This is a genomic window from Klebsiella sp. EMBS2024 (assembly GCF_036233805.1).
In the GTDB taxonomy this organism is placed as follows: Bacteria; Pseudomonadota; Gammaproteobacteria; order Enterobacterales; family Enterobacteriaceae; genus Klebsiella; species Klebsiella pneumoniae.
In genome coordinates this window covers 1,521,416-1,542,589 of record NZ_JAZARW010000001.1, presented here as the reverse complement: position 1 = coordinate 1,542,589, position 21,174 = coordinate 1,521,416, and the positions used below count along the sequence as shown (strand labels likewise).

22 protein-coding genes are annotated in these 21,174 nt (G+C 59.8%); 10 read left to right on the top strand and 12 right to left on the bottom strand.

Annotated elements, in window-relative coordinates:
* Positions 1 to 900, top strand: a 900-nt coding sequence (gene ttcA, locus VZP09_RS06945) for a tRNA 2-thiocytidine(32) synthetase TtcA (protein WP_328794983.1), incomplete at its 5' end; no start/stop codon positions are given.
* A 45-nt stretch (positions 901 to 945) separates the two neighbouring features.
* On the opposite strand, the gene dbpA is transcribed toward ttcA, so the two are convergent.
* From dbpA to zntB, 3 genes are all read right to left on the bottom strand, one after another.
* Positions 946 to 2,319 carry an ATP-dependent RNA helicase DbpA gene (gene dbpA / locus VZP09_RS06940; RefSeq protein ID WP_021313168.1) on the bottom strand — a complete coding sequence of 458 codons (1,374 nt, stop codon included), beginning with the start codon at positions 2,317 to 2,319 and terminating at the stop codon, positions 946 to 948.
* A 14-nt stretch (positions 2,320 to 2,333) separates the two neighbouring features.
* Positions 2,334 to 2,528: a proline-rich small protein YnaL gene (ynaL, locus tag VZP09_RS06935; RefSeq protein WP_049245346.1), complete on the bottom strand. Its 195-nt coding sequence runs from the start codon at positions 2,526 to 2,528 to the stop codon at positions 2,334 to 2,336.
* Between the two features lie 316 nt (positions 2,529 to 2,844).
* Complete coding sequence (gene zntB, locus VZP09_RS06930) at positions 2,845 to 3,828, bottom strand: zinc transporter ZntB (RefSeq protein ID WP_004148192.1); 984 nt, start codon at positions 3,826 to 3,828, stop codon at positions 2,845 to 2,847.
* Between the two features lie 279 nt (positions 3,829 to 4,107).
* Between zntB and VZP09_RS06925 the strand changes: the two genes are divergently transcribed.
* From VZP09_RS06925 to VZP09_RS06915, 3 genes are all read left to right on the top strand, one after another.
* A complete protein-coding gene (locus VZP09_RS06925; RefSeq protein WP_020316476.1) occupies positions 4,108 to 4,851 on the top strand; it encodes a DeoR/GlpR family DNA-binding transcription regulator in 744 nt (247 codons plus the stop codon).
* On the top strand, positions 4,814 to 5,932 hold the full coding sequence (locus VZP09_RS06920; protein WP_020324627.1) for an oxidoreductase: 1,119 nt from the start codon (positions 4,814 to 4,816) through the stop codon (positions 5,930 to 5,932). Before VZP09_RS06925 ends, VZP09_RS06920 begins: the two co-directional genes overlap by 38 nt.
* Before the next feature lie 236 nt (positions 5,933 to 6,168).
* Positions 6,169 to 6,363, top strand: a complete 195-nt coding sequence (locus VZP09_RS06915; protein WP_004176404.1) for a hypothetical protein — start codon at positions 6,169 to 6,171, stop codon at positions 6,361 to 6,363.
* 112 nt (positions 6,364 to 6,475) lie between these two features.
* Here the strand turns inward: VZP09_RS06915 and VZP09_RS06910 are convergent, their stop codons facing one another.
* Together VZP09_RS06910 and VZP09_RS06905 are read right to left on the bottom strand one after the other, a co-directional pair.
* The gene (locus tag VZP09_RS06910; protein ID WP_002902411.1) at positions 6,476 to 7,222 is read right to left on the bottom strand and encodes a hypothetical protein; all 747 of its coding nucleotides are present in this window, start codon (positions 7,220 to 7,222) and stop codon (positions 6,476 to 6,478) included.
* Between the two features lie 250 nt (positions 7,223 to 7,472).
* Positions 7,473 to 8,852 (bottom strand): amino acid permease, encoded by a 1,380-nt coding sequence (locus VZP09_RS06905; protein ID WP_328794982.1) that lies wholly within the window; start codon positions 8,850 to 8,852, stop codon positions 7,473 to 7,475.
* Positions 8,853 to 9,186: 334 nt separating this feature from the next.
* Here VZP09_RS06905 and VZP09_RS06900 point away from each other — a divergent pair, with 334 nt between their 5' ends.
* From VZP09_RS06900 to VZP09_RS06890, 3 genes are all read left to right on the top strand, one after another.
* Positions 9,187 to 9,666 (top strand): Lrp/AsnC family transcriptional regulator, encoded by a 480-nt coding sequence (locus tag VZP09_RS06900; RefSeq protein WP_002902405.1) that lies wholly within the window; start codon positions 9,187 to 9,189, stop codon positions 9,664 to 9,666.
* A gap of 251 nt (positions 9,667 to 9,917) precedes the next feature.
* A complete protein-coding gene (locus tag VZP09_RS06895) occupies positions 9,918 to 10,532 on the top strand; it encodes a YitT family protein (RefSeq protein WP_328794981.1) in 615 nt (204 codons plus the stop codon).
* A gap of 38 nt (positions 10,533 to 10,570) precedes the next feature.
* Positions 10,571 to 11,770 carry an amino acid aminotransferase gene (locus VZP09_RS06890; RefSeq protein ID WP_049118446.1) on the top strand — a complete coding sequence of 400 codons (1,200 nt, stop codon included), beginning with the start codon at positions 10,571 to 10,573 and terminating at the stop codon, positions 11,768 to 11,770.
* Positions 11,771 to 11,798: 28 nt separating this feature from the next.
* On the opposite strand, the gene VZP09_RS06885 is transcribed toward VZP09_RS06890, so the two are convergent.
* From VZP09_RS06885 to VZP09_RS06875, 3 genes are all read right to left on the bottom strand, one after another.
* Entirely contained in the window at positions 11,799 to 12,467 is a 669-nt protein-coding gene (locus VZP09_RS06885; protein WP_002902397.1) for a methionine ABC transporter permease, read from the bottom strand.
* Positions 12,460 to 13,473 (bottom strand): methionine ABC transporter ATP-binding protein, encoded by a 1,014-nt coding sequence (locus tag VZP09_RS06880; RefSeq protein WP_328794980.1) that lies wholly within the window; start codon positions 13,471 to 13,473, stop codon positions 12,460 to 12,462. Before VZP09_RS06880 ends, VZP09_RS06885 begins: the two co-directional genes overlap by 8 nt.
* 8 nt (positions 13,474 to 13,481) lie before the next feature.
* A complete protein-coding gene (locus VZP09_RS06875) occupies positions 13,482 to 14,288 on the bottom strand; it encodes a MetQ/NlpA family ABC transporter substrate-binding protein (protein ID WP_002902393.1) in 807 nt (268 codons plus the stop codon).
* 220 nt (positions 14,289 to 14,508) lie between these two features.
* Here VZP09_RS06875 and VZP09_RS06870 point away from each other — a divergent pair, with 220 nt between their 5' ends.
* Positions 14,509 to 15,684: an aminotransferase class I/II-fold pyridoxal phosphate-dependent enzyme gene (locus tag VZP09_RS06870; RefSeq protein WP_004148182.1), complete on the top strand. Its 1,176-nt coding sequence runs from the start codon at positions 14,509 to 14,511 to the stop codon at positions 15,682 to 15,684.
* Between the two features lie 44 nt (positions 15,685 to 15,728).
* Here VZP09_RS06870 and VZP09_RS06865 read toward each other — a convergent pair whose 3' ends face one another.
* The gene (locus tag VZP09_RS06865; RefSeq protein WP_020316484.1) at positions 15,729 to 16,763 is read right to left on the bottom strand and encodes an NADP-dependent oxidoreductase; all 1,035 of its coding nucleotides are present in this window, start codon (positions 16,761 to 16,763) and stop codon (positions 15,729 to 15,731) included.
* An 88-nt stretch (positions 16,764 to 16,851) separates the two neighbouring features.
* Here VZP09_RS06865 and VZP09_RS06860 point away from each other — a divergent pair, with 88 nt between their 5' ends.
* Positions 16,852 to 17,400 (top strand): TetR/AcrR family transcriptional regulator, encoded by a 549-nt coding sequence (locus tag VZP09_RS06860; protein ID WP_328794979.1) that lies wholly within the window; start codon positions 16,852 to 16,854, stop codon positions 17,398 to 17,400.
* A gap of 56 nt (positions 17,401 to 17,456) precedes the next feature.
* On the opposite strand, the gene VZP09_RS06855 is transcribed toward VZP09_RS06860, so the two are convergent.
* Positions 17,457 to 18,368, bottom strand: coding sequence for an NmrA/HSCARG family protein (locus VZP09_RS06855; RefSeq protein WP_020316473.1), 912 nt, complete (start codon positions 18,366 to 18,368; stop codon positions 17,457 to 17,459).
* Positions 18,361 to 19,230, bottom strand: a complete 870-nt coding sequence (locus tag VZP09_RS06850; protein WP_074422619.1) for an MBL fold metallo-hydrolase — start codon at positions 19,228 to 19,230, stop codon at positions 18,361 to 18,363. Before VZP09_RS06850 ends, VZP09_RS06855 begins: the two co-directional genes overlap by 8 nt.
* 87 nt (positions 19,231 to 19,317) lie before the next feature.
* Between VZP09_RS06850 and VZP09_RS06845 the strand changes: the two genes are divergently transcribed.
* Positions 19,318 to 20,241, top strand: a complete 924-nt coding sequence (locus VZP09_RS06845) for a LysR family transcriptional regulator (protein ID WP_009309029.1) — start codon at positions 19,318 to 19,320, stop codon at positions 20,239 to 20,241.
* A 19-nt stretch (positions 20,242 to 20,260) separates the two neighbouring features.
* Here the strand turns inward: VZP09_RS06845 and VZP09_RS06840 are convergent, their stop codons facing one another.
* On the bottom strand, positions 20,261 to 21,166 hold the full coding sequence (locus VZP09_RS06840) for a LysR family transcriptional regulator (protein WP_004190483.1): 906 nt from the start codon (positions 21,164 to 21,166) through the stop codon (positions 20,261 to 20,263).
* Positions 21,167 to 21,174 lie beyond the last annotated feature (8 nt).

The window sequence follows — 21,174 nt, the reverse complement described above, 5'->3', positions numbered from 1 at the left end:
TACAACATCGATAAGCTGCAGAAACGTCTGCGCCGCAANGTCGGTGAGGCGATTGCCGACTTCAATATGATTGAAGAGGGCGACCGCATTATGGTTTGTCTTTCAGGCGGCAAGGACAGCTATACCATGCTGGAGATCCTGCGCAATCTGCAGAAAAGCGCGCCCATCTCCTTCTCGCTGGTGGCGGTGAACCTCGATCAGAAGCAGCCAGGGTTCCCGGAGCATATTCTGCCGGCGTATCTGGAGCAGCTGGGGGTTGAATACAAGATTGTCGAAGAGAACACCTACGGCATCGTCAAAGAGAAGATCCCGGAAGGAAAAACCACCTGCTCGCTGTGCTCTCGCCTGCGTCGCGGCATCCTCTATCGTACCGCCACCGAGCTCGGGGCGACCAAGATCGCCCTCGGCCATCATCGCGACGATATCCTGCAGACGCTGTTTTTGAATATGTTCTACGGCGGCAAAATGAAAGGGATGCCGCCGAAGCTGATGAGCGACGACGGCAAACACATCGTCATCCGCCCGCTGGCCTACTGCCGGGAAAAGGACATCGAGCGCTTCTCCCAGGCCAAAGGCTTCCCGATTATTCCGTGCAACCTGTGCGGTTCGCAGCCAAACCTGCAGCGCCAGGTGATCGCCGATATGCTCCGCGACTGGGATAAGCGTTATCCTGGGCGCATTGAAACCATGTTCAGCGCGATGCAGAACGTGGTGCCTTCGCACCTGAGCGACGTCAATCTGTTTGATTTTAAAGGTATCACCCACGGCTCAGAGGTGGTGGATGGTGGCGATCTGGCGTTTGACAGGGAAGATATTCCCCTGCAGCCCGCCGGCTGGCAGCCGGAAGAAGAAGACGCCCGTCTCGATGAGCTGCGTCTGAACGTGGTGGAAGTGAAATAACCCTCACGCGTCTCAGGCAGCCGCCTGAGACGCACTCTCCTGCCCTTACTTCAGCAGTCGTACGCGGCAGGATTTACCTTTGATCTTGCCATTTTGTAACTGCTTATACGCCTTCTGCGCCATATTCTGGCGGATCGCCACATAGACGTGGGCCGGGTGGACGGTAATTTTGCCGATATCGGCACCATCAAAGCCCATATCCCCGGTCAGGGCTCCCAGCACATCTCCCGGGCGCATTTTCGCCTTTTTCCCGCCGTCGATACACAGCGTCGCCATCTCCGCCGTCAGCGGCGCGATGGTGTTGCCCGTCGGCGCCGGCAGCCAGTTCAGGGAAAGCTGCAGCATGTCGGCCAGAATAGTGGCGCGCTGCGCCTCTTCCGGCGCACAGAAGCTGATGGCCAGCCCTTGTTCACCGGCGCGGGCGGTACGGCCGATGCGGTGAACATGCACCTCCGGATCCCAGGCCAGCTCGAAATTCACCACCAGCGCCAGGGATTTGATGTCCAGACCGCGGGCAGCGACGTCGGTCGCCACCAGAACCCGGACGCTGCCGTTAGCGAAGCGCACCAGCGTCTGATCGCGATCGCGCTGCTCAAGGTCACCATGCAGCGACAAGGCGCTCTGCCCGGCGGCGTTGAGCGCATCGCAGACCGCCTGGCAATCGCGTTTGGTATTGCAGAACACCACGCAGGATGCGGGCTGATGCTGGCTGAGCAGGCGCTGCAGCAGGGCAATCTTACCGTGGCGGGAAATTTCAAAGAACTGCTGCTCAATCGCCGGGAGCGCATCGACAGTGTCGATCTCAATGGTCTGCGGATTGCGCTGCACCCGGCCGCTGATCGCCGCGATTGCCGCCGGCCAGGTAGCAGAAAACAGCAGCGTCTGCCGGTCAGCCGGTGCGAAGCGGATCACCTCATCAATGGCATCGCTAAAGCCCATATCGAGCATGCGGTCCGCTTCGTCCATCACCAGGGTCTGCAGCGCGTCAAGGGAGACCGTTCCCTTCTGCAGATGATCGAGCAGACGGCCCGGGGTGGCGACGATAATATGCGGGGCATGCTGCAGGGAATCTCGCTGGGCGCCAAAGGGCTGCCCGCCGCAGAGCATCAGAATCTTGATGTTCGGCAGGCAGCGCGCCAGGCGGCGCAGCTCGCCGGCGACCTGATCGGCCAGCTCGCGGGTCGGGCATAACACCAGCGACTGGGTCTCGAAGCGCGCCGGATCGATATGCTGCAGCAGACCCAGCCCAAATGCGGCCGTTTTTCCGCTGCCGGTTTTTGCCTGCACGCGCACATCTTTCCCCGCGAGGATCGCCGGCAGGGCGGCGGCCTGAACCGGGGTCATCGACAGATAACCCAGCTCGTTAAGGTTGGCTAATTGGGCGGCAGGTAAAACAGTCAGGGTAGAAAAAGCGGTCACAATGTATTCTCGTATTAAAAGGCAGACAATCTGCAGGCGCGTATCCTCGCAGATCTCCGCGCCTGATGCGACAATTTAATCGGCTCTTCGTCAGGCGGCGGATCGGGCTGGGGCTGCGGACGCGGTCGTGGATCGGGTAAAGGAGCCGGATCGTTCGGCTCGGGCGAGATAGGGATAGACTGGGCTGTCAGCTCTGAAGCGTAATACATAGAGGCCTCCCGGAGAGTGATACGGGCGTACCCGCAGGCGTCAACGGCCAGAAACCGTCGGGTGTCTTAGTAAGGGTAGAAGCTGGACCGGAGAGCGCAAAAAAAAAGCCGACTCAACAAAGCCGGCGTCGTACGAATCAATTGTGCTATGCAGTAATTCAAAAAAGGAAGTAAGACAATATGGAGCGCAACGCCCATCGCTTGACGTTGCATTCACCTGCGAGAGAGATATTGCCCTGAATGGGTAGATGGTTTATTGATTTCGCTCAAACATTGCCGGGTTTTCCCGGCACTACAGCCGCTAAAAGGCGATTCTTTACAGCCATTTACTGCGATGTAACCACCACGCAACACCACCGATGACAACGACTAACATCAAGCAGAAAAGGCTAAACCCCAGATGCCAGCTGTTGCCAGGGATCCCGCCGAGGTTGACGCCGAACAGGCCGGTTAAAAAGGTGCTGGGTAGAAACACCATCGCCATCAATGACATGGTATAGGTCCGCCGCGCCAGCGACTCCTGCATAATCTGGGCGATCTCGTCGCTCATGATCGCCGTCCGCGCGATACAGCTGTCGATCTCATCCAGACCGCGCCCCAGCCGCTCGGCGATATCCTGCATTCGCCGCCGCTGATCGTCACTCATCCACGGCAGCCGCTCGCTGGCCAGCCGGGCGTAAACGTCGCGCTGCGGCGCCATATAGCGGCGCATCACAATCAGCTGCTTACGCAGCAGTGCGAGAAATCCGCGCGGCGGCACCTGCTGATCGAGCAGGTCGTCTTCCAGGTCGATAATGCGATCGTGCAGTTGTTCGATAAACTCGCTGGCATGATCGGTCAACGCATCGCAGACCTCCACCAGCCAGCTGCCGCCGTCCGTCGGGCCATTACCTTCCTTCAGGTCACCCAGCACATCGTCCAGCGCCAGCACTTTGCGCTGACGAGTGGAGACGATCAGCCGCTCATCCATATACAGGCGCATCGCCACCAGCTGGTCGGGCCGCTCATCGGTACTGCCGTTGATACAGCGCAGGGTGATCAGCGCCCCGTCACCGATCCGCGTCACCCGCGGCCGGGTGCTCTCCCCCGCCAGGGCATCGCGTACGTTATTGGGCAACAACGGGGTGGCCGCCAGCCAGTCGGCGCTGTCGCTATGGGTATAGTTGAGATGCAGCCAGCAAGGCTTGTCTTTGTCGATAATATCGTCATCGGCGAGCGGCTTAACGCCCCCCTGCCCGTCGAGCACCCACGCGAAGATCGCGTCCGGTATCTGCAACTCCGAGCCTTTAATCGCGTCCACTCAACCTCCGTTAATCCATATCTGCTAAATTACGCGCCTTCTCTATAAGGTACGCGAAAGCGCGCATTCTTGCTTTTAATGACCCGGAAATACAGGCCTAGTCGCTTCATTGAAAAGCGCATTCGCCCCCGGTCGCGGCGCTCCCCTCATTTAACGTTAAAACTTAGTGAAATCAAGTTCTTCACGATTCAACACATACAGAGCGACGTTTTGCCGTTTATTTTGCAACTTCTTGCTGTATTATGCTGTTTATTGCGTTAATTTGCGGAGTCAATGGCCATGCATAAGCTCGCCAGGCAAAAACATATTCTCGACAGGCTTAGCGAAACCGGTCAGCTGAGCATCAGCGAGCTGGTTGCAGAGCTGCAGGTGTCGGCCGATACCATTCGCCGCGATCTGAGCGACCTGGAACAACAGGGCGTGCTGCAGAAAAGCCACGGCGGGGCCATCGCCCTTAACGTCCCGGCCATGACGCGCCAGGGCAGAAACGCTCTTCTCACCCAGACCAAGCAGCGCCTGGGTCAGCAGGTCGCCGCGCGCATTCCCTCTGGCTCGACGCTGTTTCTCGACGCCGGAAGCACGCTGCTGGCGGTGGCAGCCCAGCTGAAAGGGCCGTTGACCGTGATCACGGCTTCTCTGGATATCGCTCAGCTGTTCAGCGACCGTGCCGATATCCAGCTGATCCTGCTTGGCGGCCAGTGGGATAGTAAACAACGGCTGTTCGCCGGCAGCGCCACCCTGTCGCTGGTCACCCGCTACCGGGCCGATATCGCCATTCTCGGCGCCTGCGCGCTCCATGCCGGGCTGGGGCTGAGCGCCAGCCAGGAAGCTGATGCCGACGTTAAACGCGCCATGCTGGCCGCCAGCGCCGAGCACTGGCTGGTGGCGGACCATACCAAACTCAACCGCTGCGAACCGTGGCGGGTGGCCGGACTCAGCGACATTCACCATCTTTTTCTTGATCGTCCCTGGGCTGAGCTGGGGGATGACCCCGCCCTCTCTGTACATATTGCTGACGCTTAACAACGTGGAGAACCTGATGAGTAACAACACGATAAATATCGCCCTGATTGGCTACGGATTCGTCGGTAAGACCTTCCACGCGCCGCTTATCCGTTCGGTGCCGGGGCTGAACCTGGCGTTCGTCGCTTCCCGCGATGAAGAGAAGGTCAAACGCGACCTGCCGGACGTCACGGTGATCGCCTCCCCGGAAGCTGCGGTCCAGCATCCGGACGTTGACCTGGTGGTCATCGCCTCCCCTAACGCCACGCACGCCCCGCTGGCCCGCCTGGCGCTGAACGCCGGCAAACATGTGGTGGTGGATAAGCCCTTTACCCTCGATATGCAGGAGGCCCGGGAGCTGATCGCCCTGGCGGAGGAGAAACAGCGTCTGCTTTCCGTCTTCCATAACCGCCGCTGGGACAGCGACTATCTCGGGATCCGTCAGGTGATTGAGCAAGGCACCCTCGGCGCGGTGAAACACTTCGAGTCGCATTTCGACCGCTTCCGCCCGGAAGTCCGCGTCCGCTGGCGCGAGCAGAACGTCCCGGGCAGCGGCTTGTGGTTCGACCTGGGGCCGCACCTTATCGACCAGGCGCTGCAGCTATTTGGTTTGCCGCAGTCGGTGCAAGGTAACATAGCCACCCTGCGCGACGGCGCGGAGATCAACGACTGGGCGCATGTGGTATTAAACTACCCGGCGCATAAAGTGATCCTGCACTGCAGCATGCTGGTCGCGGGCGGCTCGTCGCGCTTCACCGTGCACGGCGATAAAGGTAGCGTTATCAAAGCGCGGGCCGACCAACAGGAGAGCCAGCTGCTGGCGGGCGTGGTACCGGGCAGCGCCGGCTGGGGCCAGGATGACGACCCGCTGGTTATCTATGATGCCTCGCTGCAGGCCCACGCGCAGGCTACCCCGCAGGGCGATCAGCGCCAGTACTATATGCTGATCCGCGATGCGCTGAAGGGCCAGATCGCCAATCCGGTGCCGCCGGTGGAAGCGCTGGCGGTGATGGCCGTTCTGGAAGCGGCGGTGCGCTCTGCTGAAAGTGGTATGGTGCAGACCCTGGACCTGTCCGACGACGAGCGCAACACGCTGCGCTAATCCGCCCTGTTCTCCGGTTACCTGCGCGGCCCGCAGGTAACCGCTACTTTTGCGCCACCTTAGAAAAAATCACTATCTATCCGCAGATTAACATTGCTTTATCCTGCTCCATGGCGCAAAGCACCGCTGGAAATTTCAGCCAATTGGGAGGAGGATAGAATGCAGATCGATCGTAATGAGAAAGAGGTTGCTGACGCTGTGGACGCGGCAACCGTACTACCGGACAGGAGAAGCGCATGTATTACACGTTAGGAGATACCACTCTCCATTTTTATCGCTATCAGTGCAAATTTTACGTCGCCCACTGGGAAGGGGGTAACGTGATGAGCGAAAAATTTAAATCGTTTATCGAACAGATCACTGAGAAGACCGGGCTGGATGCGAAACGCGTCGAGACCGCCGCGCGCGATTATTTTACTAACGTGGATTAACAGGCAGTGCTGTTCGTAAGAGACAAGCTGGTGCGGTAGCCGCGCAGGCTAACTCCACCTTTCACCGCCAGGACGCCTCGCGCCGCCTGGCGGCTTCTCTATTCTGCCAGCATTAAACGGTAGTCAGTTTTGCCAGAATGGCGGCGAAGGCGTCATTAACCTTATCGCCGGCGAGCAGTTTTTTACGCAACGTGAAGCTTCTGCCGCTGGAACGGATCAGCAGCCGGACTTTCGCATCATTATTGCTGCGTTCAACTACGGCAACATCCCGCAAGGGAATAACGTAGGTATCGGCATAGAGCCCCGGCGTAAATATCATCGACTCGCCGCTCACGCCAATCACCACCCGATTTTGCAGACGATAGCCATTGCACAGCGCAACAATACCGGCGGCAATAAATACTCCGCCTATACCCATGCCAATCATTAAAATAATGATCCCGGCGATGAGCGCCAGCGCCCCTTGGGGATAAAAGCCTGAGGCATTAAAGGTTAATAGCTGCTGGTTATCAGCCTCGCCCACTGCCGTGGTTGATCGCCAGGGCGTAAATCCGGCATTAATCCGCGTTTGCAAGCTGAACAGGCTACCCACCAGAAAGATCACGCTGGCGGGCACCATCACGATGCCGCCAACAAACGCCAGGACGATGGCCAGATAAGGGTAGCGGCCTGACAGCATTATGCTGATCGCCTGAACCACCACGGCAATAAACAGGGCCAGCACCAGCCAGGACCATACGCCGTCCGCCCGACTATGGAAGTTCAGCTGTCCTTCATCAAGTAATAAATTTCGCGCGACAAAACAGATAATAATATTGACGAACAGGCCTATCCAGGCCAGCTTGTGCACATGCTTCATACCCTACTCCATTATGGTTTTTACTATTCCATTTCCAGGCATTATTAAATACACTCTCAATGCCGGCTGGATAGTAGCAAAGCGGTACGCAAGATCAATAAAAAGCGCGCGGTCTCCTCACATTCTAATTTATATTCAGCGTGATATTGTTAGTTATCATTTATCGTAATTATATAAACCATCCTATATATTGGCGCTATATATTTTCAGCGCAATAATATCGCCCTGCCGCCAGGCAGGGCGTCGCAGATTAACGCTCCTCAAGCGCCGCCACCGGCGCCGGCGCGCTTTTCCTGCGCAGCAGATAGCCTGCAGCAAGGATCAGCAGCCATACCGGGATCAGGCAGACGGAGATGCGGATGTCCGGGGTCAGATACATCACCCCGAGGATCGCGGCGAGAAACAGCAGACACAGCCAGTTTGTCAGGGGATAGGCGAAACTCTGGAAAGCCGTTACCTTCCCCGCCCGCTGCATGGCGCGGCGGAACTTAAGATGAGTGATGCAGATCATCGCCCAGTTGATGACCAGGGCGGCCACCACCAGGGCCATCAGCAGGGCAAAGGCTTTCCCGGGCATCACATAGTTAATCACCACGCAAAGCGCCGTGGCGACGGCGGATACCGCCAGGGCGGTCAATGGGATCCCGCGGTGGTTCACCCGCAGCAGCGCACGCGGGGCGTTGCCCTGCTGAGCCAGGCCGAACAGCATCCGGCTGTTGCAGTAGACGCAGCTGTTGTAGACCGACAGCGCGGCGGTGAGCACCACCAGATTGAGGGCGTTGGCCACAATATTGCTGTCAATGGCGTGAAAGATCAGCACAAAGGGGCTTCCCCCTTCCACGACGTTCCGCCACGGGTAGAGTGACAGCAGGACCGCCAGCGACCCCACGTAAAACAGCAGAATACGGTAGATCACCTGGTTGGTGGCTTTGGGAATGGTTTTATGCGGTTCGTCGGCTTCCGCCGCGGTGATCCCCACCAGCTCAAGCCCGCCGAAGGAGAACATGATCACCGCCATGGCCATCACCAAGCCCGTGATGCCGTTAGGGAAAAATCCCCCGTCCTGCCACAGGTTGGCCACCGTCGCCGCCGGGCCGCCGTGACCGCTAAATAACAGATAGCAGCCAAAGGCGATCATGCTGATGATGGCGGCCACTTTGACAATCGAGAACCAGAACTCCAGCTCGCCATACACTTTGACGTGCGTCAGGTTGATGGCGTTGATCGCCACGAAGAAGATCGCCGCCGACAGCCAGGTGGGTACCTCCGGCCACCAGTACTGAATATAGATCCCCACCGCCGTCAGCTCCGCCATGCTTACCAGCACGTACAACACCCAGTAATTCCAGCCGGACATAAACCCGGCGAAGGGCCCCCAGTAGCGGTTGGCGAAATGGCTGAACGACCCCGCCACCGGCTCCTCTACCACCATTTCGCCAAGCTGACGCATGATAAAGAAAGCGATAACCCCGGCGATGGCGTACCCCAGCAGGACCGACGGGCCTGCCATACGGATCGTTTGCGCGATACCTAAAAACAGTCCGGTGCCGACCGCCCCCCCGAGGGCGATCAACTGGATGTGGCGGTTTTTTAACCCGCGTTTTAACTGATGCTCTTGCTGCGTTATCATCTCTGACCTGCCCCTGTTTGTAAAAAGTCACGTTCGCCGGTAGCAACTTTCAGGCCAGCGGAGCGTCTTGCAGCGTCAGACAAAAATTAATTAATTGAAATATATTCAAATATTCTTTTCAAATCAGTTCCGGTAGCTGGTCATGTCGGCGCCGACCTGGCGCATCACACGCGAAAACTGGCCAGATAACGCACAGATCATGAGAAAAAGAGCGGATGAATGCATGAACCTGACCCGTTTTGGTGCATCCGGTTTGCCGCCGTCCGCTCAGACTTCACGCCAGGCAAAAAACTGTTAGGCTGGTAGCCACTTTTACGTTCCGCTAGTGGCCACTATGTACAACATCGACGACTATGATCTGAAAATACTTACCCTGCTGCAGGCCAATGGCCGTTTAACCAATCAGGAGCTGAGCGAGCTTATCGGCCTGTCCGCTTCCCAGTGTTCGCGCCGCCGTATCGCCCTTGAACAGGCACAGCTTATCCTCGGCTACCATGCGCGTCTGGCGCCGGATGCCGCCGGGCAGGAGATGCTTGGCCTGATTGAGGTGCGTCTGCTGAATCACACCCCGCAATGCGTGGAGAGCTTTCATCAGATGCTCAGTGAAGTGGACGCCATTCTGGACGCCTGGAAAACCACCGGCGACGCCGATTATCTGCTGCGGGTAACGGTCCCGGACCTGCCCGGTCTGAGCCATTTGATCAGCCATATTCTGGCGCAAAACAAAGGGGTGGCCCATCTGAAAACCGCCGTCGTGCTCAACCGCCTGAAAGAGAACGGCCAGCTGATGCCGGGCACGACCCCGCTGCGCTGAACCGGGGCACAGTGCCCTGCGCTGGTGCAGACGCGGGGCCAGACAATGCGCGACAAGCGGCAAATTCGCACAATTCACGCATTCGGAAACCATAAAACGCACGACCCGTGCAATTTTCTCTTCCTGTCAGAACAACAGGTTAGGCTAAACCACGGCTATTTTTTCCGCAAACGCTCGCCAGGGCACGCTCCTCTGGTGCGATTTTTGCAAACAAGAGCTTATCCTTGTTAACGAAAAGATAGTGCTTATTTATGGATAATATCCTTTCCCCTGAAAAACTGACCCACACCTGGCTGGAGGATACCCTGGCGCTGCTGTTCGGCACGCTGATGATCTCCTTTGGCATTATTTTATTTCGCCAGGCCGGTGCCCTGACCGGCGGAACGGCAGGTATGGCCTTTCTGATCCACTATGCCACCCACCTGCCGTTTGGCGTGGTCTTCTTCGTCATTAACCTGCCATTCTACTGGCTCTCTGTCCGGCGGATGGGCGCCGCCTTCACGCTGAAAACCTTCTGCGCGGTCGGACTGGTGTCCCTGTTCTCTNACCTGCACGGTTACTTTATCCATGTCGATCGCCTGAACCCCTATTACGCCACCCTCTTCGGCAACATAATGGTCGGCATCGGCTTTGTGGTGCTGTTTCGCCATAAAGCGAGCCTCGGCGGCGTTAATATTCTGGCCCTCTATCTGCAGGACAAAAGCGGCATCCGCGCCGGTAAATTCCAGATGGTGGTTGACGCCTGCATCGTCACCGCCTCGCTGTGGGTAGTGAGCTTGCCGATGCTGCTGGTCTCTATCCTCGGCGCCGTGATTTTGAATTCGATTATCGCCATGAACCACCGTCCCGGACGCTACGCGGTGTAATGGCTTCACCTTTGACGGTCATTTCAGGAGTAACCACTGTGTTTCAGAACGTTGACGCCTATGCGGGCGATCCTATCCTGTCGCTGATGGAAGCCTTTCAACAGGATCCCCGGGCAGACAAAGTTAACCTCAGCATCGGGCTGTACTATAACGAGCAGGCCATTATTCCCCAGCTGGAGGCGGTCCGTCAGGCCGCTGACCGGCTGCAGAGTCAGCAGCAAAAGGCCAGCCTTTATCTGCCGATGGAGGGGCTGGCGCCCTATCGCCGCGCGGTCCAGGCCCTGCTGTTTGGCGACAATCATCCGGCGTTGCGTGCCGGACGCATCGCCACCATCCAAACACTGGGGGGCTCCGGCGCGCTNAAGGTGGGCGCTGATTTTCTCAAGCGCTACTTCCCCGACTCCGCGGTCTGGGTCAGCGATCCAACCTGGGAGAACCACGTTGCCATCTTTGCCGGCGCCGGCTTTGAGGTACATACCTATCCCTGGTTCGACAGCGCCACCCGCGGGGTGAATTTCCCCGCTATGCTCGCCGCCCTCCAGCAGCTGCCGCCGCGCAGCATTGTGCTGCTTCACCCTTGCTGCCATAACCCGACGGGGGCCGATCTCACCCGCGAGCAGTGGGATCGCGTGATTGAGGTGCTGATCGGCAGGGAGCTGATCCCATTCCTTGATATCGCCTACCAGGGCTTCGGCCGCGGACTGGACGAGGATGCCTATGCCATTCGCGCCATCGCCAGCGCCGGGCTGACGGCGCTGGTCAGCAACTCGTTTTCCAAGATATTTTCGCTGTATGGCGAGCGGGTTGGCGGCCTGTCAGTGGTCTGTGACAATGCCGATATCGCCGGGCGCGTGCTGGGCCAGCTGAAAGCCACCGTGCGGCGCAACTACTCCAGCCCGCCGGGGTTTGGCGCCCAGGTGGTGTCGCAGGTGCTCAACGATCCCGAGCTGAATGCCCTGTGGCAGGAAGAAGTGGAGGCCATGCGCACCCGCATCAGCGCCATGCGCGTCGCGCTGGTGAAGGCCCTGCAGGCAGCCCTGCCGGCGGGGGATTTTTCCTATCTGCTGACCCAGCGCGGCATGTTCAGTTACACCGGCTTTAGCGCCGATCAGGTAGACGTTCTGCGTCAAGAGCATGGCATCTATCTGATCGCCAGCGGTCGGGTCTGCGTGGCCGGGCTCAACCACGGCAATATTGCGCGGGTAGCCAGCGCCTTCGCCGCGGTCTGCGCACGCTAACCGGGTCAACCCCGGCGCGGTAGAGCGATTAATCGCGACGCAGCCGGCGAGCCAGGCGGGTCCCCAGCGTCTGAATAAGCTGGACAATAACAATCAGCACCAGGGCGGTAGTGAGGGTGGCGAAAGCGTCGAAGCGCTGATAGCCATAGGTAATAGCCAGATCCCCGATTCCCCCGCCGCCCACTGTACCCGCCATGGCTGTGGCGCCGAGCAGACCGATGGTCGCCGTGGTGAGGGCCAGAATCAGCGATGCCGCCGCCTCCGGCAGCATAAAGTGCCAGACAGTCTGCAGCGGGGTTGCGCCCATGGCGTCCGCGGCCTCGAGGATCCCCTCATCCACCTCCAGCAACGAGCTCTCCACCAGCCGGGCAATATAGGGGGCGACAAAGACGATCAGCGGCACGATGGCTCCCGCGGTGCCGATAGTGGTGCCCACCAGCAGTCTGGTAAAGGGCAGGATCACAATCAGCAAAATGATAAACGGCAGCGAACGCAGCACGTTAATCAGCGGATTCAGCGCCTGATGCACCACCGGGTTGGCCACGATGCCGCCGGGACGGCAAACCACCAGCACAATCCCCAGCGGGACGCCGATCAGCGCGCCAAAGCCCAGCGAGACGGCGACCATAATCAGGGTGTCATGCAGCGCCAGCAGAAACTGATCCCCGGTGATGGCGGTATCAATAAGATCAAACATGGGTGATTTTCACTCCTGCATCGACCAGATGGGTGATGGCGCGTTCGGTTTCGTCAGGCTCGCCGAGGAGCTGCACAATCATAAATCCCAGAATCCGACCCTGAACTTCAGACATGCTGGCAAACAGGATATTCACCTCGACAGCATACTCGCGGATCAGGTGGTTAATAATCGGCTGCTGCGCCGTCGCGCCGACAAATTCGAGGCGTAAAGCCCGGGCGCCGTTATCGCGCTGCAGGAACGACGCCACCCGCTGCGGCAGGCGGTCGTGCACCACCGACTGCACGAAACTGGCAGTGACCGGATGCTGCGGCTGAGCAAAGAGATCAAAAACCGCCCCCTGTTCAACGATACGGCCCGCCTGCATCACCGCCACCTTGTGACAGATTTTCTGGATCACCGACATCTCATGGGTGATCAGTACGATGGTGATGCCATACCGACGATTAATCTCCTGCAAAAGCAGTAAGATCTGCACCGTAGTGTGGGGGTCGAGCGCCGAGGTGGCTTCATCGCACAGAAGGACCGACGGGTTGGTGGCCAGCGCCCGGGCAATACCGACCCGCTGCTTTTGTCCGCCCGACAGCTCATTAGGGTAGCTGTGGATTTTGTCGCTCAGATCGACGAACGCCAGCAGTTCCGCCACCCGCGCCTGGATAAAGGCCTTGTCGCGCCCCTGTAAAATAAGCGGGATGGCGATGTTATGAAAAACGGTTTTCGAATTCAGCAGATTAAAATTCTGAAAGATCATGCCGATATCTTTTTTGATGGCCTGCAGGCGCTGGCCGCNGCAGTCCTGTAGCGGCTCGCCGTTTAACAGTACCTCGCCCTCGCCAGGTGTTTCCAGACGATTAATCAGCCGTAATAAGGTGCTTTTTCCTGCCCCGCTGTAGCCAATAATGCCAAAAATATCGCCTCGCTCAATGCTGAGATTAATATCCTGCAAGGCCAGAACCGGATGTCCTTTCCTGGAAAAGCTTTTACTGACGTGGCGAAATTCTATCATCGCGTTATTCATTTTAAATAGTCAGGCAGCAGGTAACCATCATACTGCGGATGGCTGAGAATATATTTTTTGAACTCGGCCGAGTGGTAGCCATCGATAATATCTTTGGCAAACTGCGCCTTCTGATTTTTACCGGCGACGGTCACGACATTAATAAAATGGCTGGTGGCTGCTTCCAGCTTTAAGGCCGAGGTCAGGGACATACCGCTGGAGACGGCAAAATTGCCCTGAATCAGGCCATAGTCGACGTCCGGCAGAGCGCGAACCTGCTGGGCATTATCCATCTCTTTTAGGACAATTTTGTAAGGATTATCTACGATGTTACGCTGCGAAAAAGTGGCCGGATCGCTGTCTGGTTTAATTTTCACCCAGCCAAGGCTCTCCAGCACCAGTACCGCGCGATATTCATTTGACGGCTGGTTTGGTACCGACACGACGGTGCCCGCCGCCGGGGTCCCCAGGGTGGTCAGTTTCCCACCATACAGCCCCATCGGCGGCGTGGGGACCTGCACAATGCCCACGTTATCGATCCCCAGCCGCTCATTAATTGCTTTCAGATATACCGGATGCTGCATAATATTCGCTTCGATATCGCCGCGGGCTACCGCGTCATTCACCTGAATACCGTCGCTGAAATCCTTATATTCGATTTTATACCCTTTACTCAATAAATAGGGCGCGACGCCTTTCTCAAATTGTTCTTTATACGGCCCGGGGTTAAAGCCGACGCGGATAAGATGAGCGTCGGCGGCGGCATAAAAAGAGGTGGCCGACAACAGGGCGAGAGCGATCCCGCGCGCAACTGACTTGTTCATAAGGTATTTTCCTGGAGGGTTGGCGATATTGAACGATTAAATCACAGCCGACTGTGGGTTGTAAGCCAGAACGCCGAATTTCCTTTTGCTAATTCCTCATTAACTTTTGCTATACCGACATATCTTAAAAACAAGAATCTTTTGCGTATATTGTTATTTAGCCAGCCGCTATAAATCCCTTAAAGATGGTTAATTATTCGTGATTTAAACCGGGAGTGTTATGCCTGATTTTACTGCTTCGCCGCTGGTGGACGCCCTGGAAGAGAATCTGTTCAGCCTGCTGGAAAAACTGGCCGCGGAGGTCAACACCGAAGCGCTACCGCTGATCGATCTTTCCAGCGGCAGTCCGGATCAACCCACCCCGCCGGAAGTGATCGACTCGCTGCAGAGCGCTATTCATCGTCGTGAAAACCATGGCTACCCGTCGTTCTGGGGCAAACCACAGGTCCGCGAGGCGATCGCCCGGTTCTATCGCCGGCAGTATGATGTGGAACTCGATCCGCACAGCGAAGTCGCCGTGTTTCAGGGGTCGCATATCGGTATAGGCGGCATCCCGCGGGCGCTGCTCAGCCCCGGGCAATACCTCATCTCCACCGATCCCTGCTATCCGATTTACCGCTCGGCGGCGCTGCAGTCCCAGGCGGCGTTTTATGGCCTGCCGCTCAGGGCGGAGAACCATTTCCTGCCGGATTTTAACGATCTTCCCCGGGAAGTCGCTGACAAGGCCGGGCTGGTGGTGCTTAACTATCCGCATAATCCAACCGGCGCCCTCGCCACGCCGGCGCTGTTCGCCAGCGCGCTGCAGTTTGCTCGTCGTCACCAGGTGCCGATCCTCCATGATTTTGCCTATGCGGCCATCGGCAGCGCGGCCAGCGATGCGCCGCTGAGCCTCTTCTCCCAGCCCGACGCGAAAGCATGGGGAGTGGAAACCTATACTTTTTCCAAGACCTTTAATATGGCCGGCTGGCGCTTCGGCTTCGCGGTCGGCAACGCCTCGATTATCCGGGCGTTTAAAAAGCTGCACACCCATAGCTACAGCACGGTGTTTGGCGCGATTCAGGATGCGGCGATCGCCGCGCTCAACCTGCCGGCCGAACGGATTGCGCAGCTAACGGCGGTCTATCATCAACGTCGGGAGTGGGTTCTGCGTCGACTAGCCGCGCTGCGCTGGCCGGCGCGTGACGCACAAGGCACTTTCTTCCTCTGGCTCGGCGTGCCGCCCGGCTACCGTTCGCAGGAGTTTGCCCGTCTGCTGCTGCAGGAAGCGCATATTCTGGTGGCGCCGGGCACGGGTTTTGGCGCAGGGGGGGAAGGATTTATTCGCATCAGCCTGACCGCAGGGGACGAGGCGCTGAGCAACGCGCTGGACCGTCTTGCCCGGCTGGCGCTGTTTTAGCCCGCCGCCGGGAGAAGCAAAAACGCAACCCTGGCCGTCGGGGATTACCCGGCTGACGAGTCCATCACCGACAGCACGATTTTGCCCTCAAGATGCCCCTGCGCTGCTCGCTCATGCGCCATCTGCGCCTGCGCAAGGGGGAAAACGCTGTCAATTGCAACCCGGATGACCCCGGCGTCCAGCAGGTCGGCAAGCCGGGCGAGCTGCGCGCCGCTGGAGCGTACCTGGGTGGTGGAGACCGTCACTCCGCGCTGTCGCGCCTCTTCCGCCCCGGCAAAGCCGAGCGGAAAGATCGGGTACAGCGCGCCGCCGGGTCGCAGGGTACGCAAAAAACGGCCGCTGGCCGGCCCGCCCGGCGCATCAATGACCAGGTCCAGGTCACGCACCGTCTCCTCCACTGCGGTGGTTGTATAGTCGATAACGCTATCGGCGCCGAGCTGACGTAAAAAGGCTTCATGGCGGCCCGCGGCGGCGGCAATCACCTCGGCGCCCTGCCACTTTGCCAGCTGCACGGCGAAATGACCGACTCCCCCTGCCGCACCGTTGACCAGGACGCGTTTACCCGCCAGCGGCACCGGCCGATGCGGCCCCGGCTGCAGCGGATTCGCCACCTCATGCCCGGGATCGATCATGAACTGCCAGGCGGTGAGGAGCGACATCGGCACCGCGGCGGCCTGCTGATGGCTCAGGGTTAGGGGTTTGCGAGCGAGGTCGCTGACCGGCACGCTAACGTACTCGGCGTAAGCGCGGCTGCCCCCTGCCGCCCCTTCGGGAAAACGCGCCATAGCATACACTTCGTCGCCGACCGCCACCTCCCGGACGTCATCCGCCCGCGCCACCACCACCCCGGAGAGATCGGTCCCGAGGATCAAGGGAAAGCGGACCTCGGGCCGCCACTCCGGGGGCAGCTGTTGATAGCCATCGCGCAGATAGCTGTCCGGCGGGTTCACGCCCACCGCGTGCACCTGTACCAGTACTTCACCGGCCTGCAGGACCGGCATGGGCGCATCCTCATAGCTCAGGACTTCCGGCCCGCCAAAGGCGTGCTGTTGAACGGCCTTCATCATCTGCGTCGACATCGCTTTCTCCTCATATGGAAATGCGTTATATTTAACGGAGCACCGCTCCGAATATATGGAGCAGTGCTCCGATTGTCAAGGAACGCCAATGAGAGCTGATGCCAGAAAAAATTATGACCTGTTGATCGAGGTGGCCCGGGACGTCTTTGTGGAGCAAGGCGCTGAGGCCTCGCTGCGCGATATCGCCCGCCGGGCGGGCGTCGGAATGGGAACCCTCTACCGCCACTTTCCCAACCGCGACAGCCTGCTGGAAGCCCTGCTCCGCAGCCGCTTTGCGGCGCTAACCGCCCGGGCTGAGTCGCTTCTGCTCGCCGCCGATCCTGCCGCGGCGCTGCTGGAGTGGCTGGCCGAGAGCGTGGCGTTTACCCATCAGCATCGCGAGATCATCGCCCCGCTGATGAGCGCCATCGACGATCCTGAGTCCGCCCTGCACAGCGCCTGCGTTGCCCTGCGCGCCGCCGGTACGTCGCTGCTGACCCGCGCGCAGCAGGCCGGGCTGGCACGGCCAGATCTCAGCGGAGAGGAGCTGTTCGATCTGATCGCCGCGCTTGCCTGGCTGCGGGAGCAACCGTCCCATGCCCCGCGCGCAGAGCGGATTTTAGCGGTGCTGGCCGACGCGATCCTGACTGCCGGCTAGCGGCGGCCGGTCACCGACGAGACAGCGCGCCTGGCNNNTAACNANAACGCCCGCCTTTAACGATCAAACGCCCAGCTGGCCGCGCTGGTCAGCGCCCGCTCGAAGGCGGGACGGCCGGGGCCGGCCAGCCAGCCGGCGAAGGTGTGCAGCTGCGGGTGCAGCTGGCGCATGGCGTCGAGGTCGGCGTGCCCCGCCAGCCGCCCGTCGTCCACCAGCCCGGTCAGCTTGTGCAGAAAAGGACTGGCGGCCAGCACCTCGTCGGAAAATCGCGAATAGGGGATCGGCCGTCCCGCCGCCGTGGAGAATAACCCCTCCAGCTGACGACCGGTCACGCTGTCGCTGGCGATCTCGAACGTCTTGCCGGCAAACCGCGCCGGCGCGGCAAAAACCGCCGCGACAAGATGGCCGATATCCTCCACCGCCAGCACCTGCATTCTCCCCTCCGGCAGCATAAAAAATTGAAAACGACCTTCATCAAGGCCAAAACCAGGCATCACCAGCAGCTCCATAAAGGTGGCGGGCCGCACGATGGTCGCCGCCAGCGGCAGGCGGCGAATATGCCGTTCAATTTCCGCTTTGGTGTCATAATGCGCTACGCCGGTCGGCGTCTCTCCCGTCGCGCTGCCGGAGCTGTACACCAGATGCTTCACCGCGCACTCGACGGCGAGATCGGCGATGGTTATCCCGTAGCGTACCTCCTGCTCATCGGTCACCGTCCCTCCCGGCGAACTGGGCTGGACGCTGAAGACGCCGTCGACCCCGGCCATCGCCGACCGCATTGCCGCCCGGTCTTCAAAGGTTCCCACGACCAGCTCGGCTCCCCGCGCCGCCAGCGCAGCGGCCCCGGCGGAGAAAGGATCCCTGACCAGCGCCCGAACCCGCCAGCCGCGGTGCAGCAGCGCCCGCGCCACCGAGCCGCCCTGCTGACCGGTGGCGCCAAAAACCAACACGCTTTGCGCATTATTCATCACTGTTCCCCTTATCTGCAGCCTGTTTCCCGGCCTCTCGCCAGCGATAGTCACCTTGCTTATCCTTCTCCAGCCAGCCGCAGGAAGGCCCGGCAAAATGCCCGGTGAACCATTGAGCATGATGGCTTGCCCCCCACGCCATCATCTCCCGTCGCGAGACTTCCGCCTGCCGGGGATCGCCGCAGAACGCTGAATTCCACTGCGGATGGGCAAACTGGATCGGGGAATGCAGAAGATCGCCGGAGAAACAGGCGTAGTCATCTCCGGCGGCGAGGACCAGCGCGGCATGGTCCGGACTGTGGCCGGGGGTGGGAATAAAGTCGATCCGTCCGCCGACCCGCGGCCGGGTCGCCACATCGACGGTCTCCAGCTGGCCGGCCTCAATCACCGGCAGCAGGCTGTCAAGCCACAGCGCCCGGTAGCGTTCGCTGTTTTTCACCCGCGACAGCTCTTTTGCCGAGCACAGATAGCGGGCGTTGGGAAACAGCGGCACCCAGCGATCGTCCTGCCAGACGGTATTCCATCCGACATGGTCGGTATGCAGGTGAGTCAGTAGCACCAGGGTCACGTCCTCCGGGTTCACTCCCGCGGCGCGGAGATTCTCCAGATACGGCGTGCTAAGTTGATGATAGAGCGGATTGCCGCCGCGCTCCCGACCATTGCCGGTGGCGGTATCGATAACAATCAGATCGTAGGGGGTCTGCACCACCCAGCTGTGGATTGACAGCGCAATCGGCTGAATAACGGCCTCCGCCTCCGCTACCGGGAACGCCTCTGGATAGAGCGCTGCCGGCAGCAGGGAAATCTCGCGCTCCGGCACTTTGAAAATCAGGCTATCGCCTGTCTGGTAAGTTTGCATCACTCCCTCCGCGCGCATTGCGCTGGTTGATTTATCGGGGTGATATTCACTATGCTGCCGGGATAACCCACATTCAAATTGATTATCATAATGAACAAAATCATTGAAAATGATTTTAGTCGTATCGATCTGAATCTGTTGACAGTCTTGATGGTGCTGTACCGCGAAGGGAGCGTCACCCGTACCGCAGAGGTGCTGCATCTTGGCCAGCCGGCTATCAGCGGGGCGCTGAAACGGCTGCGCGAGATGTTTGACGACCCGCTGTTCGTCCGCAGCGCCAGAGGCATGCTGCCGACGCCGCGGGCGCAAGCGCTGATGACCGACCTGCAGCCGCTGATGGAAAACCTGCATTCGGCGATGTTTGGCGCCGCAGAGTTCGTCCCGGCGCGCGCGCAGCAGCTTTTTCGCATCGGCCTCAGCGACTGGAGCGAACACTGGCTGATGCCCCCGCTGTTACCCGGGCTGATGCAGGAGGCGCCCGGAGTGTCACTGCAGTCGATAGCCGCCGACCCCTTCCAGGTTCGCCAGTTGCTGGAGGAGGAGCGCATTGATGTCGCGGTGTCTGTCAACAAACAGAGCCGTGGGGAGATCGTCAGCGAGCCGGTGATGTCCATGGGAGTCACCACCCTGTGGTCGCCGCAGCAGATCCCCTGCCGCGGTCCGCTGTCGGTGAGCGACTTTGTCGCCTGGGAACATGTGATGGTGGCCTATCGCGAAACCGGCCACGGTGAAATTGACCGCCAGCTCGCCAGCCAGGGGCTCGCGCGGCGCGTGCGCTTTGCCACGCAGAATTTCTCCACCTTTCCCCTGCTGCTGACCACCCTGCCGCTGTTCGCCACCGTCCCGCAGGGGCTGGCGCAGCGCTGGCAGGCGCAGTATGCGCTGCGCGCGGACGCTCCGCCGGTAGCGTATCCGGAATTTACGCTGTGCATTTTGCGGCACAAACGGCGGGCGCAGGATCCGGCGCTGAACTGGCTGGTGACGAAGTTAAAACAGGCCATGCGCGGCCAATAACCGGGCCGATGCCCCGGCATCAGGCCTCGCTGTGCGGGGGTTGCAGCACACGCCTGCTCCAGTCATAAAACGCGCGCACCGCCGGCGGCAGATAGCGGTTTTGCGGATAGACCAGCGACAAGGGAAGATCAGAAGCGGCCTGCTCCAGACAGGCGACCAGCGCCCCGCTCTGCAGATAAGGTTGCGCCAGATAGCTGGCGACGCGGATCAGGCCCAGCCCCTGAATGCCGGCCTGAATGTAGGCATCGGTATCGTCGACCACCAGCGTCTCCCGCATGCGGATCGCGCAGTCGCCTTCATCGAGGGAGAAAAGCCAGTCGATGGTCCGCCCGGTACGGTGATTCAGGTAGCCCACCGCCCGATGCTGGTGCAGTTCGTCGATGCTCTGCGGCCGGCCGTGGGCCGCGAGCCAGGCCGGCGAGGCGAGGACCATCCAGCGGTAGCGGGCCAGAGGACGCGCCACCAGGGTGGTGGAATCTTCGATCCGCCCGGTACGGATCACGCAGTCGAATCCCTCCTGAATAATATCTTCCACGTTGTCGCTTGAGCAGAGGATCAGCTCCAGATCGGGATACTGCTGCAAAAACTCGCCGATCCTCGGCAGAATGCAGTGGCGGGCAAGGGATTGCGGCATCCCTACCTTGAACCGCCCGGCGGGCTGAGCCGAGCGCCCGGGAAAGGAGGCTTCCATCGCCGCCATCTCGGCCAGCAGCCTTTTACACTCCTCATAATACCGGCGACCCTCCGCCGTCACGCTGAGCTTGCGGGTGGTGCGCTGGAGAAGCTGCGCCCCGAGCCAGGCTTCCAGCTCCTTCACCACCCGCGATACCGTGGAGCGCGGCTGCCCGAGCACCTCCGCCGCGCGGGCGAAGCTGTGGGCATCCACGACCGCAACATAGACCTGCATGGCATCCAGTTTGTCCATTTCGTTAC

What these genes read in the sequence shown, in the direction of transcription:
- ynaL (WP_049245346.1), bottom strand. Translation starts at nt 2,528, where the DNA reads ATGTATTACGCTTCAGAGCTGACAGCCCAGTCTATCCCTATCTCGCCC.
- VZP09_RS06925 (WP_020316476.1), top strand. Translation starts at nt 4,108, where the DNA reads ATGCATAAGCTCGCCAGGCAAAAACATATTCTCGACAGGCTTAGCGAA.
- VZP09_RS06920 (WP_020324627.1), top strand. Translation starts at nt 4,814, where the DNA reads ATGACCCCGCCCTCTCTGTACATATTGCTGACGCTTAACAACGTGGAG.
- VZP09_RS06915 (WP_004176404.1), top strand. Translation starts at nt 6,169, where the DNA reads ATGTATTACACGTTAGGAGATACCACTCTCCATTTTTATCGCTATCAG.
- VZP09_RS06910 (WP_002902411.1), bottom strand. Translation starts at nt 7,222, where the DNA reads ATGAAGCATGTGCACAAGCTGGCCTGGATAGGCCTGTTCGTCAATATT.
- VZP09_RS06905 (WP_328794982.1), bottom strand. Translation starts at nt 8,852, where the DNA reads ATGATAACGCAGCAAGAGCATCAGTTAAAACGCGGGTTAAAAAACCGC.
- VZP09_RS06900 (WP_002902405.1), top strand. Translation starts at nt 9,187, where the DNA reads ATGTACAACATCGACGACTATGATCTGAAAATACTTACCCTGCTGCAG.
- VZP09_RS06885 (WP_002902397.1), bottom strand. Translation starts at nt 12,467, where the DNA reads ATGTTTGATCTTATTGATACCGCCATCACCGGGGATCAGTTTCTGCTG.
- VZP09_RS06875 (WP_002902393.1), bottom strand. Translation starts at nt 14,288, where the DNA reads ATGAACAAGTCAGTTGCGCGCGGGATCGCTCTCGCCCTGTTGTCGGCC.
- VZP09_RS06870 (WP_004148182.1), top strand. Translation starts at nt 14,509, where the DNA reads ATGCCTGATTTTACTGCTTCGCCGCTGGTGGACGCCCTGGAAGAGAAT.
- VZP09_RS06865 (WP_020316484.1), bottom strand. Translation starts at nt 16,763, where the DNA reads ATGTCGACGCAGATGATGAAGGCCGTTCAACAGCACGCCTTTGGCGGG.
- VZP09_RS06860 (WP_328794979.1), top strand. Translation starts at nt 16,852, where the DNA reads ATGAGAGCTGATGCCAGAAAAAATTATGACCTGTTGATCGAGGTGGCC.
- VZP09_RS06855 (WP_020316473.1), bottom strand. Translation starts at nt 18,368, where the DNA reads ATGAATAATGCGCAAAGCGTGTTGGTTTTTGGCGCCACCGGTCAGCAG.
- VZP09_RS06845 (WP_009309029.1), top strand. Translation starts at nt 19,318, where the DNA reads ATGAACAAAATCATTGAAAATGATTTTAGTCGTATCGATCTGAATCTG.
- VZP09_RS06840 (WP_004190483.1), bottom strand. Translation starts at nt 21,166, where the DNA reads ATGGACAAACTGGATGCCATGCAGGTCTATGTTGCGGTCGTGGATGCC.